The sequence below is a fragment of the Acidovorax sp. 93 genome (assembly GCF_003633835.1).
GTDB lineage: Bacteria > Pseudomonadota > Gammaproteobacteria > Burkholderiales > Burkholderiaceae_C > Acidovorax > Acidovorax facilis.
In genome coordinates, this window is the sequence record NZ_RBIT01000001.1 from 3,314,011 (window position 1) to 3,327,715 (window position 13,705).

At 65.4% G+C, this 13,705-nt stretch carries 18 protein-coding genes; 1 reads left to right on the forward strand and 17 read right to left on the reverse strand.

Annotation, left to right across the window (positions count from 1 at the left end):
* Positions 1-19: 19 nt before the first annotated feature.
* The 13 genes from C8C93_RS15105 to C8C93_RS15165 all read right to left on the reverse strand — a co-directional run bounded on the left by C8C93_RS15105 (position 20) and on the right by C8C93_RS15165 (position 9,484).
* A complete protein-coding gene (locus C8C93_RS15105; RefSeq protein WP_121507439.1) occupies positions 20-1,084 on the reverse strand; it encodes a patatin-like phospholipase family protein in 1,065 nt (354 codons plus the stop codon).
* On the reverse strand, positions 1,077-1,463 hold the full coding sequence (locus C8C93_RS15110) for a hypothetical protein (RefSeq protein WP_055399217.1): 387 nt from the start codon (positions 1,461-1,463) through the stop codon (positions 1,077-1,079). Before C8C93_RS15110 ends, C8C93_RS15105 begins: the two co-directional genes overlap by 8 nt.
* Complete coding sequence (locus C8C93_RS15115) at positions 1,460-1,834, reverse strand: phosphoribosyl-ATP diphosphatase (RefSeq protein WP_055399375.1); 375 nt, start codon at positions 1,832-1,834, stop codon at positions 1,460-1,462. The genes C8C93_RS15110 and C8C93_RS15115 overlap by 4 nt, the downstream gene beginning before the upstream one ends.
* A 20-nt stretch (positions 1,835-1,854) precedes the next feature.
* Positions 1,855-2,253, reverse strand: a complete 399-nt coding sequence (hisI, locus tag C8C93_RS15120) for a phosphoribosyl-AMP cyclohydrolase (protein WP_176889144.1) — start codon at positions 2,251-2,253, stop codon at positions 1,855-1,857.
* A gap of 240 nt (positions 2,254-2,493) precedes the next feature.
* Entirely contained in the window at positions 2,494-3,069 is a 576-nt protein-coding gene (locus C8C93_RS15125) for a hypothetical protein (RefSeq protein ID WP_055399221.1), read from the reverse strand.
* Positions 3,066-3,866, reverse strand: a complete 801-nt coding sequence (gene hisF / locus C8C93_RS15130) for an imidazole glycerol phosphate synthase subunit HisF (RefSeq protein WP_055399223.1) — start codon at positions 3,864-3,866, stop codon at positions 3,066-3,068. Before hisF ends, C8C93_RS15125 begins: the two co-directional genes overlap by 4 nt.
* 123 nt (positions 3,867-3,989) lie before the next feature.
* Positions 3,990-4,730, reverse strand: coding sequence for a 1-(5-phosphoribosyl)-5-[(5-phosphoribosylamino)methylideneamino]imidazole-4-carboxamide isomerase (hisA, locus tag C8C93_RS15135; RefSeq protein ID WP_121422435.1), 741 nt, complete (start codon positions 4,728-4,730; stop codon positions 3,990-3,992).
* 65 nt (positions 4,731-4,795) lie between these two features.
* Positions 4,796-5,473 (reverse strand): imidazole glycerol phosphate synthase subunit HisH, encoded by a 678-nt coding sequence (gene hisH, locus C8C93_RS15140; protein WP_055399227.1) that lies wholly within the window; start codon positions 5,471-5,473, stop codon positions 4,796-4,798.
* Between the two features lie 51 nt (positions 5,474-5,524).
* On the reverse strand, positions 5,525-6,163 hold the full coding sequence (gene hisB / locus C8C93_RS15145) for an imidazoleglycerol-phosphate dehydratase HisB (RefSeq protein WP_121507440.1): 639 nt from the start codon (positions 6,161-6,163) through the stop codon (positions 5,525-5,527).
* Entirely contained in the window at positions 6,160-7,281 is a 1,122-nt protein-coding gene (hisC, locus tag C8C93_RS15150) for a histidinol-phosphate transaminase (RefSeq protein ID WP_121507441.1), read from the reverse strand. The genes hisB and hisC overlap by 4 nt, the downstream gene beginning before the upstream one ends.
* Positions 7,278-7,730: a PIN domain-containing protein gene (locus C8C93_RS15155; protein WP_121507442.1), complete on the reverse strand. Its 453-nt coding sequence runs from the start codon at positions 7,728-7,730 to the stop codon at positions 7,278-7,280. The genes hisC and C8C93_RS15155 overlap by 4 nt, the downstream gene beginning before the upstream one ends.
* Positions 7,731-7,744: 14 nt before the next feature.
* Positions 7,745-7,969: a hypothetical protein gene (locus C8C93_RS15160; protein WP_015012682.1), complete on the reverse strand. Its 225-nt coding sequence runs from the start codon at positions 7,967-7,969 to the stop codon at positions 7,745-7,747.
* Between the two features lie 60 nt (positions 7,970-8,029).
* Positions 8,030-9,484, reverse strand: a complete 1,455-nt coding sequence (locus tag C8C93_RS15165; protein ID WP_108497076.1) for a PLP-dependent aminotransferase family protein — start codon at positions 9,482-9,484, stop codon at positions 8,030-8,032.
* A 151-nt stretch (positions 9,485-9,635) separates the two neighbouring features.
* Here C8C93_RS15165 and C8C93_RS15170 point away from each other — a divergent pair, with 151 nt between their 5' ends.
* A complete protein-coding gene (locus C8C93_RS15170) occupies positions 9,636-10,046 on the forward strand; it encodes a DUF2917 domain-containing protein (protein ID WP_121507443.1) in 411 nt (136 codons plus the stop codon).
* On the opposite strand, the gene hisD is transcribed toward C8C93_RS15170, so the two are convergent.
* The 4 genes from hisD to C8C93_RS15190 form a co-directional block, all read right to left on the reverse strand.
* Positions 10,033-11,415, reverse strand: coding sequence for a histidinol dehydrogenase (hisD, locus tag C8C93_RS15175; protein WP_121507444.1), 1,383 nt, complete (start codon positions 11,413-11,415; stop codon positions 10,033-10,035). The genes C8C93_RS15170 and hisD overlap by 14 nt on opposite strands.
* 19 nt (positions 11,416-11,434) lie before the next feature.
* A complete protein-coding gene (hisG, locus tag C8C93_RS15180) occupies positions 11,435-12,094 on the reverse strand; it encodes an ATP phosphoribosyltransferase (protein ID WP_233559425.1) in 660 nt (219 codons plus the stop codon).
* Positions 12,091-13,365, reverse strand: a complete 1,275-nt coding sequence (gene murA, locus C8C93_RS15185) for a UDP-N-acetylglucosamine 1-carboxyvinyltransferase (RefSeq protein WP_121507445.1) — start codon at positions 13,363-13,365, stop codon at positions 12,091-12,093. The genes hisG and murA overlap by 4 nt, the downstream gene beginning before the upstream one ends.
* Positions 13,366-13,462: 97 nt before the next feature.
* Complete coding sequence (locus C8C93_RS15190; protein WP_010462096.1) at positions 13,463-13,705, reverse strand: BolA family protein; 243 nt, start codon at positions 13,703-13,705, stop codon at positions 13,463-13,465.

Consider the following 13,705-nt stretch of genomic DNA (forward strand, 5'->3'; position numbering starts at 1 on the left):
TAGGCGGCACAGGGGGGCTTCATGTATTTTCAGCGATATTGATGGTGGGCCGCACACCCACATCCTTGCGGTGCGCGTGCAGCCATTCCTGCCCGGCCGTGCGGCCGAGGGCGAAAAGCTTGCGCACAAAGGCCATGTCTGCACGGGCCTTGCTGTCGGCGCCAAAGGGCTCCAGCACGGCGCCGCCGTCGATGCGGTGCATGCGCACGCTTTTGTAGCGGCGCGCATCCAGCTTGCCCTCGGCCAGCAGACGGCGCACGAACTCGATGGCGCGCAACTCGGCCAGCAGGCTGGCATTGAAGGTGACTTCGTTCATGCGCTCCATGATTTCCTGGCCTGAGTGGGGCAGATCCAGATGTTCGATGGGGTTGATCTGCACAAGCAGGATGTCGGAGGTCTCGGTCTGATAGATCAGCGGGTGCAACGCAGGGTTGCCCGAATAGCCGCCGTCCCAGTAATGCTCACCGTCGATTTCCACGGCCTTGAACAGCGCTGGCAGGCAGGCCGACGCCATCACGGCATCCGCGCTCAGCCGGGGGCCAGAGAAGATTTCGCCGCGCCCGGTGCGCACGTTGGTGGCGCACACAAACACCTTGGGCCCGCCCGCCGCAGCGCTGGCGCGGCGCACAGTGCACAGCAGGTCAAAGTCCACCTCGCGCTCCAGCAGGCGGCGCAGCGGGTTGATGTCGAGCGGATTGGTCTGGTAGGGCGAGAGCCACTGGCGCATCAGCCCCATCATGGGGTTGGCGGCCGACAGGGGCGAGCCCCACATCAGGCTGCCCAGCGTGCCCACGCCCTCCCACAGCCGGGTAAGCGTTTCACGCGCCTGGACGCAACCGGCCAGGTGCGCTTCGTGCGGGTCTTTGTGCTCCTGCGCGGCTTTGGCAAAGCCGTGCGCCATGGCCACGGCATTCATCGCGCCGGCGCTGGTGCCGCTCACGCCATCAAACTGCCACTGGCCATCCTCCAGCAAGGCATCCAGCACACCCCAGGTGAGCGCACCGTGGGAGCCCCCACCCTGCAGGGCCAGGTTCAGCCGCGGCAGGGATGACAGGTGCGACAGGGACGCCGTCGGTTCAGGCATCCACCGCCTGGTTCTTGCTCATGGCCAGCATGCCGCGCACGATGCGGTACAGGAACCACAGGGAGATCACAACCCATACGGGGTTAAAGAGAAACAATCCCAGCAGCCAGAACGGCGCGGTGACGATGTAAAGCACGCCCGCCCAGATCACGGTGCGGATGCGCCACGAAAAATGATTGGCCTGCCAGGTGCCTTCGGCATCGCCGCGTTTGACGAGATCGAGCACCAGCGCAATGACGAGCAGCAGCGCGCTGGCTTGCGCACCCGGCAGCACGGCCCCCACGGCCACGATGAGGTGCAGCACATAGCTGACCCAGCCGATGTTCTTCAGGCCCTGGGCTTTTTGCTCATTGCTTTGCACGTCGATGATGTCGTTCATGGTGCTCCTTCTTCGGCAGTGCGCGCAACCACCTTGCGCAAGGCTTTTTCCTCGATGCCGCTGGTGCCCTCGCGGCGCTCCAGCTCGGTCAGAACATCGGCAGGCGTGAGGCCATAGTGGGCCAGGGCCACCATGGAGTGGAACCACAGGTCGGCCACTTCGTAAACCAGCTTGGACTTGTCGGCGCCGTGGTCCACATCCTTGGCCGCCATGACGACTTCGGTGGCCTCCTCGCCGATCTTCTTCAAAAACGCATCCGGCCCCTTGTGCAGCAGGCGCGAGACATAGCTCTTGTCGGGATCGCCACCGTTGGCAGGCTTGCGGCTTTCAATCACATCGGCAAGGCGTGCGAGGGAATCGTTGGAACTCATGGTCTTGTCGTCCATTGCCATTACTTGTAGATGGATTCAGGGTCTTTCAAGACCGGATCGACCGCGTGCCAGGCTCCGTCCTTGAGCACGCTGAAAAAACAGCTGTGACGGCCTGTATGGCAGGCGATGCCAGGCTCGTGGCCGAGCTGGGTGACCTTGAGCAGCACCACATCGTTGTCGCAGTCCAGGCGGATCTCGTGCACGGTCTGCACGTGGCCGGACTCTTCGCCCTTGAACCACAGCTTCTTGCGCGAGCGGCTGAAGTACACGGCGCGGCCGAGTTCTGCCGTCTTGGCAAGGGCCTCGCGGTTCATCCAGGCAAACATCAGCACGTCGCCCGTGCCCTGCTCCTGCGCAATCACGGGCACCAGGCCCTGCGCATCCCATTTCACTTCGTTGAGCCAGTTCATGGGCGGGATTGTCGGTGATTTGAATGACCAGCCCGCCTGCCGGGCGAGCGGTTTTGAGGTCATTTTTGCCTCTAGCGCTTATCCATCAAGCGCTAGCAGCTATCAAAATGAGAGTTCAATGAAAAACCAGATGCATCGTCGGGCAGCTTGCAGCCAATTGCAGCACTGCGCAGCGCGTAAATCTGACTACAAAAACAATAGCTATCAGCGCTTTCACACTCAGCGCCAGAACCACTTTTGGTCAAGTATTTACTTCGCCACGGTCAAAAACACCCACTTGCGATCCCAGTTCTTGCGGCCCAGGTACTTGATGGCAAACGCATAGCGCCCCGGGGGCAGAAAATCCTGCGTGAGGGTTTCCTGCTGCGTCACCACGGGCTGGCCATTCACGCGCACGCTTTGCTGCGCTACCAGCTCCGATTCGCTCTCCAGATCTTGGCCGTCGAGGGCATAGACGGTGACATCGGGCTCTTCCTTCTCATCGCCCACCAGCGGCAAACCCAGCGTGTTGGCGCGGGTTTCCACGTCCAGCGCGAGCGTGCCCAACACGGGTTCGCGCACTATCCAGTGCACGTCACGCACATTGCTGTTCAGCGTCTGGAGCAGGGCCTTGAGCTTCTCGAATTCGGCCTTGTCGGCAATCACCTCCACCGGCTTGCCGCCGATGGTCGCGTCAAAGCAGCGGCCAATGCGGTGCACACAGGGCAGGCGCTCAGAAAAACTCGCATACGACGGGGGCGGCACCTGCTGCGCCGCAGCGGGCAGTGCCGTGGCCGCCAGGGCCACCACTAGCGCCCAACGCGCGCCCGCGAATGGCGTCGTCACAGACGCACCGGAATGCCGCGCTCGGCCATGCGGGCCTTGGCCTGGCCCACGGTGTATTCGCCGTAATGGAAGATGCTGGCGGCCAGCACCGCGTCGGCACCACCGGTCTGGATGCCGTCGGCCAGGTGGTCCAGGTTACCCACCCCGCCCGAGGCGATCACGGGCACGCTCACCGCATCGCTCACTGCGCGGGTCAGCTCCAGGTCAAAGCCTGCCTTGGTGCCGTCGCGGTCCATGCTGGTCAGCAGGATTTCGCCCGCACCGCGCCGCGCCATCTCAGTGGCCCAGGCAATGGCGTCCAGGCCGGTGTTCTTGCGCCCCCCGTGGCTGTACACGTCCCAGCCCGCACCCACGGGCTGACCGTTGGCGCCCAGGCGCTGCGCATCCTCGGCCGAGCGGCGCTTGGCGTCGATGGCCACCACGATGCATTGAGCACCGTACTTGGCAGACACGGCGTTGATGACGTCAGGGTTGGCAATCGCGGCCGAGTTGAAACTGGTCTTGTCGGCGCCCGCATTGAGCAGCCTGCGCACGTCTTCCACAGTGCGCACGCCGCCACCCACGGTGAGTGGAATGAACACCTGGCTGGCCACGGCCTCGATGATGTGCAGGATGAGGTCACGGCCATCGCTGGTGGCGGTGATATCGAGGAAGGTGAGCTCGTCAGCGCCCTGCGCGTTGTAGCGCGCGGCAATTTCGACCGGGTCGCCTGCGTCGCGCAGCTCGACGAAATTGACGCCCTTGACCACACGGCCTCCGGTGACGTCAAGACAGGGAATGATTCGTTTTGCGAGCATGTCAGTGAGCGATTCGTTGATTAGGCGCTACCGAGGCCAGCAGACGCCGTGGAACTGACTTCGCCAGGCCACTGGCGTCGTCCCCGGGGGGAAGCGGCGAAGCCGCTCAGGGGGTGATCGGTTTCAGCCGTTCAGTTCGTCGGCACGCGCTTGCGCCGCAGCAAAGTCGAGGTCGCCGCTGTAGATGGCACGGCCACAGATCACACCTTCGACGCCTTCGCTCTCCACCGCGCACAGCTGCTCGATATCGGTCATGTTCGACAGGCCGCCCGAGGCGATCACGGGGATGCTCAAAGCCTGGGCCAGCTTCACCGTGGCGTCGATGTTGATGCCCGAGAGCATGCCGTCGCGGCCGATGTCGGTGTAGATGATGGATTCGACGCCCCAGTCCTCGAACTTCTTGGCCAGGTCCACGACCTCGTGGCCGGTGAGCTTGCTCCAGCCGTCGGTGGCCACCTTGCCGTCCTTGGCGTCGAGCCCCACGATGATGTGGCCGCCGAAGGCGCTGCAGGCGTCTTTGAGGAAGCCAGGGTTCTTGACCGCAGCCGTGCCGATGATCACGTAGCGCAGGCCGCCGTCGATGTATTTCTCGATGGTGTCCAGGTCGCGGATACCGCCGCCCAACTGCACGGGAATGTCGTCGCCCACCTCTTTCAGGATGGACTTGATGGCGCTGTAGTTCTTGGGCACGCCCGCAAACGCACCGTTCAAGTCCACCAGGTGCAGGCGGCGTGCACCGGCATCCACCCATTTGCGCGCCATGGCGGCGGGGTCTTCACCAAATGTGGTGGATTGGTCCATATCGCCTTGTTTGAGGCGTACGCAGTGGCCGTCTTTGAGGTCGATGGCGGGGATGAGCAGCATGGTGGTGAAGTTCGGGTGAAAAAGGGCGAGACGCAGCTCGGCCCGAACGGGTGGCGGTTAAGGGATCAGGGATTCCAGTGCAGAAAATTGCGGTACAGGGCCAAGCCATGCTCCGCGCTTTTCTCCGGGTGAAACTGGGTCGCAAAAATATTATCGCGTGCAATGGCGGCGGCGAACAAACCGCCGTAGTCCGTTTGCCCTGCGCAGTGGGCAGGATTTTGCGGCACGGCGTAGAAACTGTGCACAAAGTAAAAGTAGCTGCTGTCCGGCACGCCAGCCCACACCGGGTGCACGCCACCGCCGTGGTGGGCGTGGGGCATCTGCCGCACCTGGTTCCAGCCCATCTGGGGCACTTTGAAGCGGCTGCCGTCAGGCTGGGTGCGGCCTGCCAGGTCGAACTTGAGCACGTCGCCAGGGATGAGGCCCAGGCCCGGCGTATCCCCCTCGGCGCTATGGTCCAGCAGCATCTGCATGCCCACGCACACGCCGAACATTGGCTTGGAGGCAGCGGCTTCGAGCACCGATTCCTGCAGGCCGGACTCGCGCAGCTCGCGCATGCAGTCGGGCATGGCGCCCTGCCCTGGCAGCACGATGCGCTGGGCGGCGCGCACGTCTTCGGGGCGCTGGGTGACGACCACGGTCCAGCCCGTGCCCTCGGCGGCGGCCTGCACGGCCTGCGACACCGAGCGCAGGTTGCCCATGCCGTAGTCCACGACCGCCACTGTTTTTGCTTCCATATTCATAGCTACTAGCGCTTATCCATCACGCGATAGCGCCTGATTTAACCCAAAATTTCACAACGAACCCTTGGTGGAGGGGATGACACCGGCCGAGCGCGGATCATGCTCCAGCGCCGCACGCAGCGTGCGCCCGAACGCCTTGAAGATGGTCTCGCACTGGTGGTGTGCGTTGACGCCCTTGAGGTTGTCGATGTGCAGCGTGACGCCCGCGTGGTTCACAAAGCCCTGGAAGAACTCGAACACCAGTTGCGTGTCGAGCTGGCCGATGCTGCCGGAGGTGAACTTCACATCCATGTGCAGCCCGGGGCGGCCCGAGAAATCCACCACCACACGCGACAGCGCTTCGTCCAGCGGCACGTAGGCATGCCCGTAGCGGCGGATGCCTTTCTTGTCGCCCACGGCGCGCGCAAAAGCCTGGCCCAGCGTGATGCCCACGTCTTCCACGGTGTGGTGGCCGTCGATGTGCAGGTCACCCTCGCAGTCGATGTCGAGGTCGATCAGCCCATGGCGGGCGATCTGGTCGAGCATGTGGTCGAAGAAGCCGATGCCGGTGTGCAGCTTCGCCTGGCCGGTGCCGTCGAGGTTGATGCGCACACTGATGCGCGTTTCGGCGGTGTTGCGGCTGACCTCGGCGATGCGGTCGGCCATCGGGTCGGCCGATGGGGCGGAGGGTACAAGTGCGGAGGAGGTCATAAGGAGGCTTGGAGTGCGGCCAGCATCTGCGCGTTGTCTTCGGCATTGCCTACCGTCAGGCGCAGGCAGTTGGCCAGCAATGGGTGCATTGTAGAAACGTTCTTGACGAGCACCTTGCGGTTTTTCATGCCCTCGTAGGCCTTGGCGGAATCCGCCACACGGATCAGCACCATGTTGGCCTCGCTGTCCCAGCACTTTTCGACACCCGGCATCTGGCGCAGGGCTGCGATGAGCGTGGTGCGTTCGGCACGGATTTCCGCCGCCTGGGCGGCGAAAACTTCGGCGTGTTCCAGAGCAAACAGGGCGGCTTCGCAGTTGAGTACGCTCACGTTGTAGGGCGGGCGCACCTTGTCGATCTCGCTCACGAACGCCGAGGGCCCGATGAGGTAGCCCAGCCGCACGCCTGCCAGACCAAACTTGCTGAGCGTGCGCATGAGCAGCACGTGCGCGTTGCGCGCGGGCTCGGCCCGCATGCGGTCGATCCAGGTGCGGCTGGCAAAGGGCTGGTAGGCCTCGTCCATGACCACGATGCCGCCCTGAGCGCCCGCGGCGTCGATGATGCGCTGCACTGCGCCCTCGTCCCACAGCGTGGCCGTGGGGTTGTTGGGGTAGGCGATGTAGGTGATGGCGGGGTTGTGCTGCGCGATGGCGGCCAGCATGGCGGGCTCATCCAGCTCGAAGTCGGGCGTGAGCGGCACGCCGACAAAGTCCAGGCCCTGCAGCTGCGCAGACAGCGGGTACATCACAAAACCCGGCATGGGCGCCAGCATGGTGGCGCGCTGGCCCGTGCCGGGCTGTGCGCAGGCCAGGGCCAGCAGGGTGATGAGTTCATCGGAGCCGTTGCCCAGCACGATGCCGTAGCCCTCGGGCATCCCGGCGTATTTCGCGAGCGCCGCCTTCAGGTCCAGCAGGCGGTCGCCGGGGTAGCGGTTGAGCGCCACCGCGCCCAGGCGCTGGCCCAGCGCGGCCTGGAGGTGCGCGGGCAGGCGGAACGGGTTCTCCATCGCGTCCATCTTGAGCATGCCGGTGGAGGGCTGCACGCCGTAAGCGTGCATGGCGCGCACGTCGGGGCGGATACGGGCCAGGGCTTGGAGAGGAGACGACGCAGGAGTAGTCATTCGGTGGTGTCCAGTTCGTTGGGGGTGACAAGAAAAGGGTTGATCGGCCGCACGGCGTCCATCGGCTGGTCGTGTGGCAACGCTTCGGTGAGCAGGTAGCGGCAGCCCTGCTGATGGGCGGACGAGAGGATGAGCGCATCCCAGTAGCCCAGGCGGTAGCGGTCCTGCAGGTCCCAGGCGCCGTCCACCGTGTAGGAGTCGAGGTGCGGCGGCAGCCACACGCGCAGGCGGCGCACCTGGGCGCGCACCTGCTGCAGCACGTGGGGGCCATCAAAACGCTGGATGGCCTGGTTGTACAGCTCGTTGAGCACCTGCGAGCTGATGCGGCCGCTGCGCGTCTGCCAGCAAAAGCTGATCCATTCACGCGCCCGCGCCTGGCGCCCGGTATCGCGGTCGTCCACGCTGGCGAGCAGGATTTCGGTATCGACAAAGATGGGGACGGTGGCCATGCGTTTTGCCCCGTTCAGCGCAGAAACAAGGTTTCGCGCGGCACATAGGGCCCGCTGGAGGCGCCCCAGCTCTCAAACCCCAGCGCCTCGCGCATGGCCTGGGCGTAAGCGTCTTCCTGGCGCATCTTTTCGGCCAGCCATTCACCGAGCAGGCGCGAGACGCTGCTGCCGCGCTTGGCGGCTTCCACGCGGACCCATTCGGCAACGGTGTCGTCCATGGTCACGGTGATGTTTTTCATGGACTAAATATTACACGAACTTCGTGTACCACGAACTTCGTGTTGATTAAAACACCACAATCAAGCCGCCTTGCGCTGTGCCCCGCCCTGCAGCATCTGGCACGCCATGTCACCCACGGTGCGCAGCGCCTCCAGATGGGCAGGCGACCAGTCGCCGCCCACGCCAATGCGCAGGCAGTTGCGGAACCGCCCGCTGGCGCTGAACACCGTGCCGGGTGCGATCAGGATCTGCCGGGCCAGGCAGGCCTCGTGCAGTTGCACGGAATCGAGCGCGCGCGGCAGCTCCAGCCACAGCAGCAGGCCGCCGGGCGGGTCACTCACGCGCGTACCCTGCGGGAAGTGCGCGGCAATCACATGGCGCACCTCATCCATGCGCGCCGCCACGGCCGCACGCAGCTGGCGCATGGCGGCGGCGTGGCCCGTCTGGGTGATGAGGTCGGCCAGGGCCAGCTCCAGCACGGCGGACTGGCCACCCGCCTGCAGGTCCTTGATGGCGCGCAGCTTGTCGGCCCAGCGGCCGGCCTCCAGCCAGCCCAGGCGCAGGCCCGGCGCCAGCGTCTTGGAGAACGAGTCGCACAACATCACATGGCCTGTGGTGTCGTACGACTTGACGGTGCGGCGCATCTCGTCCACCTCGACCAGATCGTTGTAGATCGCGTCCTCGATGACCGCCATGTCGTGCCGCGCCGCCATCTGCACCAGGCGCCTGCGCTCGGCCTGGGGCATGCAGCTGCCCAGCGGGTTGCTGAGCGTGGGCACCACCATCACGGCCTTGACGGGCTGGGTGTCCAGCGCGAGCTGCAGCGCATCAAGAGACAGTCCGTTGCGCGGGTGGGTGGGAATCTCCAGCGCCTTGAGGTGCAGGCCCTGCAGCACCTCCAGAAACGAAAAATGCGTGGGTGACTCCAGCGCCACCACGTCGCCCGGCTGCGTCACCGCGCGCAGGCACAGCGCAATGGAGTCCATGCAGCCGCCGGTGATCACGATGTTCTCGGGGTCCAGGCTGCAGCCCAGGCTGACGGCATAGCGCGCCAGGGCGCGGCGCGCGTCCTCATGGCCCGACGAACCGGGGTAAGTGCACAGCAGGTTGCGGTGGCGCTGCGCGGCGCGCACCACGGCGCGGCGCACGCGGTCGGGGTTGAACAGCTCGGGGCCGGGCGTGCCGCTGCTGTACGAGATCATGTCCACCGGCTGGTTGCGCCCCAGGATGCGCTGGCCTAGCCAGTCCACCGACACCTCGCGGGGGCGGCGCATCGGGCGCGGCGTGCTGGGCTCGGGCAGGCTCACCGGCCGCGCCGCCACAAAAAAGCCCGAGCGCGGGCGGGCCGTGATCAGGCGCGCATCTTCGAGCCAGTGGTAGGCCTGCACCACCGTGGTCTGCGCCACGCCGTGCTGGCGCGCCAGCTCACGCACCGACGGCAGCTTTTCGCCGCGCGCCAGGGTGCCGTTGCGGATCAGCTGCGCGAGTTGCTCGGCAATCTGGAGGTACAGCGGGGGTGCGTCATCGGTGGCCATGCTGCATTCTGTACTGGCCCTCTGGTCGATAGACAGTACAGAGGCATCCCAGTACGACCAGTACAGATGGGTTGGTTTGCTGTTCTGTACTGGCCCAGATTGTGCAGGCCTGTGGCTGGTGGCGCATCGCAGGTGGCCGCACAGTGAAGGCATGAACACGCTGCACACCCCCACCCCACCGTCGCCCGCACTGCCCAGCCAGCCTGCGGTTCCTCTCACGCTGCAATGGAAGCGCCAGCCGCTGCCGCCCTTGCAGGCTGTCCAGGTGCTGGACTTCCGCGCGGGCGAGATAGCCCTGCTCGAAGTCGAACAGGGCCGCGTCTGGGTGACCTGTGATGGTCTTCTGGAGGACTATTTTCTGGAGGCCGGCCAGCGCCTGTCCTTCACCGGACCCGTGCGACTGCGGGTCAGTGCCGAAGGCCACCGGCCCGCGCGGCTGAACTGGGCACAACACCGGGCGGTGGCAGGAGCCGCCTGTCCGCCTGCACCCGCCGCATCTCAGCCCAAGGCGTCGGCACCCACACAGGGTGCCCTGCCCCGGGGGGCGATCAGCGCGGCTTAGCTCCAGCTTTGAGCCGCATCTCGGCCGCCTGCGCGTGGGCCTGCAAGCCCTCGCCGTAGGCCAGCTCGGCGGCGATGGTGCCCAGCACCTGGGCACCAGCTTCGCTCACTTCGATGATGCTGCTGCGCTTCTGGAAGTCGTACACGCCCAGCGGGGAGGAGAAGCGTGCCGTGCCGCTGGTGGGCAGCACGTGGTTGGGGCCTGCGCAGTAGTCGCCCAGGCTTTCGGAGGTGTAGGCCCCTAGAAAGATCGCTCCGGCGTGGCGCAGCAAAGGCTCCCAGCGGTGCGGGTCAGTGCTGCTCACTTCCAGGTGTTCCGGTGCGATGCGGTTGCTGATGGCGCAGGCTTCTTCCATGTCCTTGGTGAGGATCAGGGCGCCCCGGCCGGTGAGGCTCTTGGCGATGATCTCGGCGCGCGGCATGGTGGGCAGCAGGCGGTCGATCTCGCGCTGCACGGCGTCGAGGTAGGCGGCGTCAGGGCACAGCAGGATGCTCTGCGCCAGCTCGTCATGCTCGGCTTGGCTGAAGAGGTCCATGGCCACCCAGTCGGGCGGTGTGGTGCCATCGGCCAGCACCAGGATTTCGCTCGGGCCCGCGATCATGTCGATGCCCACGGTGCCGAACACGCGCTTCTTGGCGCTGGCCACATAGGCGTTGCCGGGGCCGGTGATCTTGTCCACCTTGGGCACGGTGGCCGTGCCGTAGGCCAGCGCGGCCACGGCCTGGGCGCCGCCGATGGTGAAGGCGCGGGTCACACCGGCCACGTAGGCGGCGGCCAGCACCAGCTCGTTGCGCTCGCCCTTCGTCGAGGTGCCCTCGCCCGTTCCGCCGGTCGCCACGCTGCCACGCACGGGGGTGGGCACGACCATGATTATTTCCTGCACTCCCGCTACGTGGGCCGGGATGGCGTTCATCAGCAGGCTCGACGGGTAGGCGGCCTTGCCGCCGGGCACGTAGATGCCCACGCGGTCCAGCGGCGTGACCTTCTGGCCCAGCAGAGTGCCGTCCTCGTCGCGGTAGCTCCAGCTCTCTCCCGACGCCTTCTTCTGCGCCTCGTGGTAGCTGCGCACGCGCTTGGCGGCTGCCTGCAGCGCGTCGCGCTGGGCCTGGGGGATGGCGTCAAACGCGGCCTTGAAGTCGGCCTGGGTCAGCTCCAGCGCGGCCATGTTCGGTGCCGAGAGGCCGTCGAAGCGGGCGGTGTATTCCAGCACCGCCGCATCGCCGCGCTTTTGCACGTCGGCCAGGATGTCGGCCACGCGCTGCTCGATGGCCGCGTCGGTGTCGGCAGACCAATGCAGGCGGGCTGCAAAATCAGCCTCAAAAGTGGCCGCAGCGGTGGACAGACGGGCGGGAGCAGCTACCAAAGTCATAGTGCGTTCTACGGTGGGTTCAGTTCTTGGGGGCAGGGATGGCCGAAGCAAACGCATCAATGATGCGGCGCAGCGGTGCCTGCTTGAGCTTGAGCGCGGCCTGGTTGACCACGAGGTAGGAGCTGATGTCCATGATGCGCTCGACCTCCACCAGGTGGTTGGCCTTGAGCGTGTTGCCGGTGGACACCAGGTCGACGATGGCATCGGCCAGGCCGATGAGCGGCGCCAGTTCCATGCTGCCGTAAAGCTTGACCATGTCGACATGCACGCCCTTGGTGGCAAAGAAGTCACGCGCAATCGACGTGTACTTGGTGGCGACCTTCAGGCGCGAGCCCTGCTTGACAGCACGCTCGTAGTCGAAGTCGTTGCGCACGGCAACGCTCACGCGGCACTTGGCAATCTGCAGGTCCAGCGGCTGGTACAGCCCCTGGCCACCGTGTTCGATCAGGGTGTCCTTGCCGGTCACGCCGATGTCGGCGCCGCCGTATTCCACATAGGTGGGAACGTCGGTGGCGCGCACCAGCACCACACGCACGTTGGGCTGGTTCGTGGGCAGGATGAGCTTGCGCGATTTTTCGGGGTCTTCGAGCACCTCGATGCCTGCAGCGGCCAGCAGCGGCAGGGTTTCGTCGAAGATGCGGCCCTTCGAAAGCGCCAGGGTGATCATGTTGCTGCTCATGCTTTTACTCGTTCGATGTCGGCGCCAATGCCGCGCAGTTTGGCTTCCATGCAGTCGTAGCCGCGGTCCAGGTGGTAGATGCGGTCCACCACGGTTTCGCCGTCGGCCACCAGGCCCGCGATGACCAGGCTGGCGGAGGCGCGCAGGTCGGTGGCCATCACGGTGGCGCCGGACAGGCGGGGCACGCCTTCGATGACAGCCACCTTGCCATCGGTCTGGATCTTGGCACCCAGCCGCACCAGCTCATTGACATGCATGAAGCGGTTTTCAAAAATCGTTTCGGTCACCGTGGCCGTGCCCTGCGCAATGCAGTTGAGCGCCATGAACTGGGCCTGCATGTCGGTGGGGAAACCGGGGTACTCGGTGGTGCGAAAGCCCTGGGCCTTGAGCGTGGCGCCGCCCGCGCTTTGCACGCGGATACCGCCCTCGACCGCTTGCACGGTGGCACCGGCCTCACGCAGCTTTTCGATCACCGCATCCAGGTGGTCGGCGCGGCCATGGCGCAGCACCACATCACCACCCGTGGCTGCCACAGCGCAGAGGAAGGTGCCAGCCTCGATGCGGTCGGCCACCACGCGGTGGGTGCAGCCGTGCAGTTGGTCCACGCCCTGGATGCGGATGCGGCTGGTGCCATGGCCTTCGATCTTCGCGCCCATGGCGATCAGCATCTCGGCCAGGTCCGAAATCTCAGGTTCTTGCGCGGCGTTTTCCAGCACCGTCTCGCCTTCGGCCAGCGCAGCGGCCATGAGGAAGTTTTCGGTGCCCGTCACCGTGACCATGTCGGTGGTGATGCGCGCGCCCTTCAAACGCGTCCAACCCGCAGGCAACTTGGCGATCATGTAGCCGTGTTCGACCACGATCTCGGCGCCCATGGCGGCCAGGCCCTTGATGTGCTGGTCCACCGGGCGCGAACCGATGGCGCAGCCGCCGGGCAGCGACACCGTGGCCTCGCCAAAGCGGGCCAGCAGCGGGCCCAGCGCCAGCACCGAGGCACGCATGGTCTTGACCAACTCGTACGGCGCCTCGGGCGTGTTGAGCGCACTGGCGTCGATGCGCACCGTGCCGTCGTCGGCGCGCTCTGCGGTCACGCCCATATTGCGGATGAGCTTGAGCATGGTGCTCACATCCTGCAGCTGGGGCACGTTGAGCAGGGTCACCGGGTCGGCGGTGAGCAGCGCGGCACACAACTCCGGCAAGGCGGCGTTCTTGGCGCCAGAGACCAGCACCTCGCCTTGCAAGGTGCGTCCGCCGCGAATCAGGAGTTTGTCCATCTCTATCTAACAACCAAAATATGAATGAAAATGGCCCTTAGCGCTTATCTATCAAGCACCAAATGCTATCAATAAATGAGTAACCAGACAGGCAGTGTCACTGCGCTTGCGCCGCCCACTCGGCGGGGGTGAAGGTCTTCATCGACAGCGCGTGAACTTCATCCGTATGCATTTTCGCGCCCAGCGTGGCGTACACGCGCTGGTGGCGTTGGATGGCGCGCTTGCCCTCGAACTCGGCCGAGACGATGGTGGCGTACCAGTGGCGCCCATCGCCCTCCAGCGTGATGTGTTCGCAGGCCAGGCCGGCGGCGATGATGTCTTTGAGTTGGTCAGCGGTCAT

Excerpts from the sequence above, each read along its gene's own strand:
- C8C93_RS15105 (WP_121507439.1), bottom strand. The coding sequence starts at position 1,084 with ATGCCTGAACCGACGGCGTCCCTGTCGCACCTGTCATCCCTGCCGCGG.
- C8C93_RS15110 (WP_055399217.1), bottom strand. The coding sequence starts at position 1,463 with ATGAACGACATCATCGACGTGCAAAGCAATGAGCAAAAAGCCCAGGGC.
- C8C93_RS15115 (WP_055399375.1), bottom strand. The coding sequence starts at position 1,834 with ATGAGTTCCAACGATTCCCTCGCACGCCTTGCCGATGTGATTGAAAGC.
- hisF (WP_055399223.1), bottom strand. The coding sequence starts at position 3,866 with ATGCTCGCAAAACGAATCATTCCCTGTCTTGACGTCACCGGAGGCCGT.
- hisA (WP_121422435.1), bottom strand. The coding sequence starts at position 4,730 with ATGCTGCTCATCCCCGCCATCGACCTCAAAGACGGCCACTGCGTACGC.
- hisH (WP_055399227.1), bottom strand. The coding sequence starts at position 5,473 with ATGAATATGGAAGCAAAAACAGTGGCGGTCGTGGACTACGGCATGGGC.
- hisB (WP_121507440.1), bottom strand. The coding sequence starts at position 6,163 with ATGACCTCCTCCGCACTTGTACCCTCCGCCCCATCGGCCGACCCGATG.
- hisC (WP_121507441.1), bottom strand. The coding sequence starts at position 7,281 with ATGACTACTCCTGCGTCGTCTCCTCTCCAAGCCCTGGCCCGTATCCGC.
- C8C93_RS15155 (WP_121507442.1), bottom strand. The coding sequence starts at position 7,730 with ATGGCCACCGTCCCCATCTTTGTCGATACCGAAATCCTGCTCGCCAGC.
- C8C93_RS15160 (WP_015012682.1), bottom strand. The coding sequence starts at position 7,969 with ATGAAAAACATCACCGTGACCATGGACGACACCGTTGCCGAATGGGTC.
- C8C93_RS15165 (WP_108497076.1), bottom strand. The coding sequence starts at position 9,484 with ATGGCCACCGATGACGCACCCCCGCTGTACCTCCAGATTGCCGAGCAA.
- C8C93_RS15170 (WP_121507443.1), top strand. The coding sequence starts at position 9,636 with ATGAACACGCTGCACACCCCCACCCCACCGTCGCCCGCACTGCCCAGC.
- hisD (WP_121507444.1), bottom strand. The coding sequence starts at position 11,415 with ATGACTTTGGTAGCTGCTCCCGCCCGTCTGTCCACCGCTGCGGCCACT.
- hisG (WP_233559425.1), bottom strand. The coding sequence starts at position 12,094 with ATGAGCAGCAACATGATCACCCTGGCGCTTTCGAAGGGCCGCATCTTC.
- murA (WP_121507445.1), bottom strand. The coding sequence starts at position 13,365 with ATGGACAAACTCCTGATTCGCGGCGGACGCACCTTGCAAGGCGAGGTG.
- C8C93_RS15190 (WP_010462096.1), bottom strand. The coding sequence starts at position 13,705 with ATGACCGCTGACCAACTCAAAGACATCATCGCCGCCGGCCTGGCCTGC.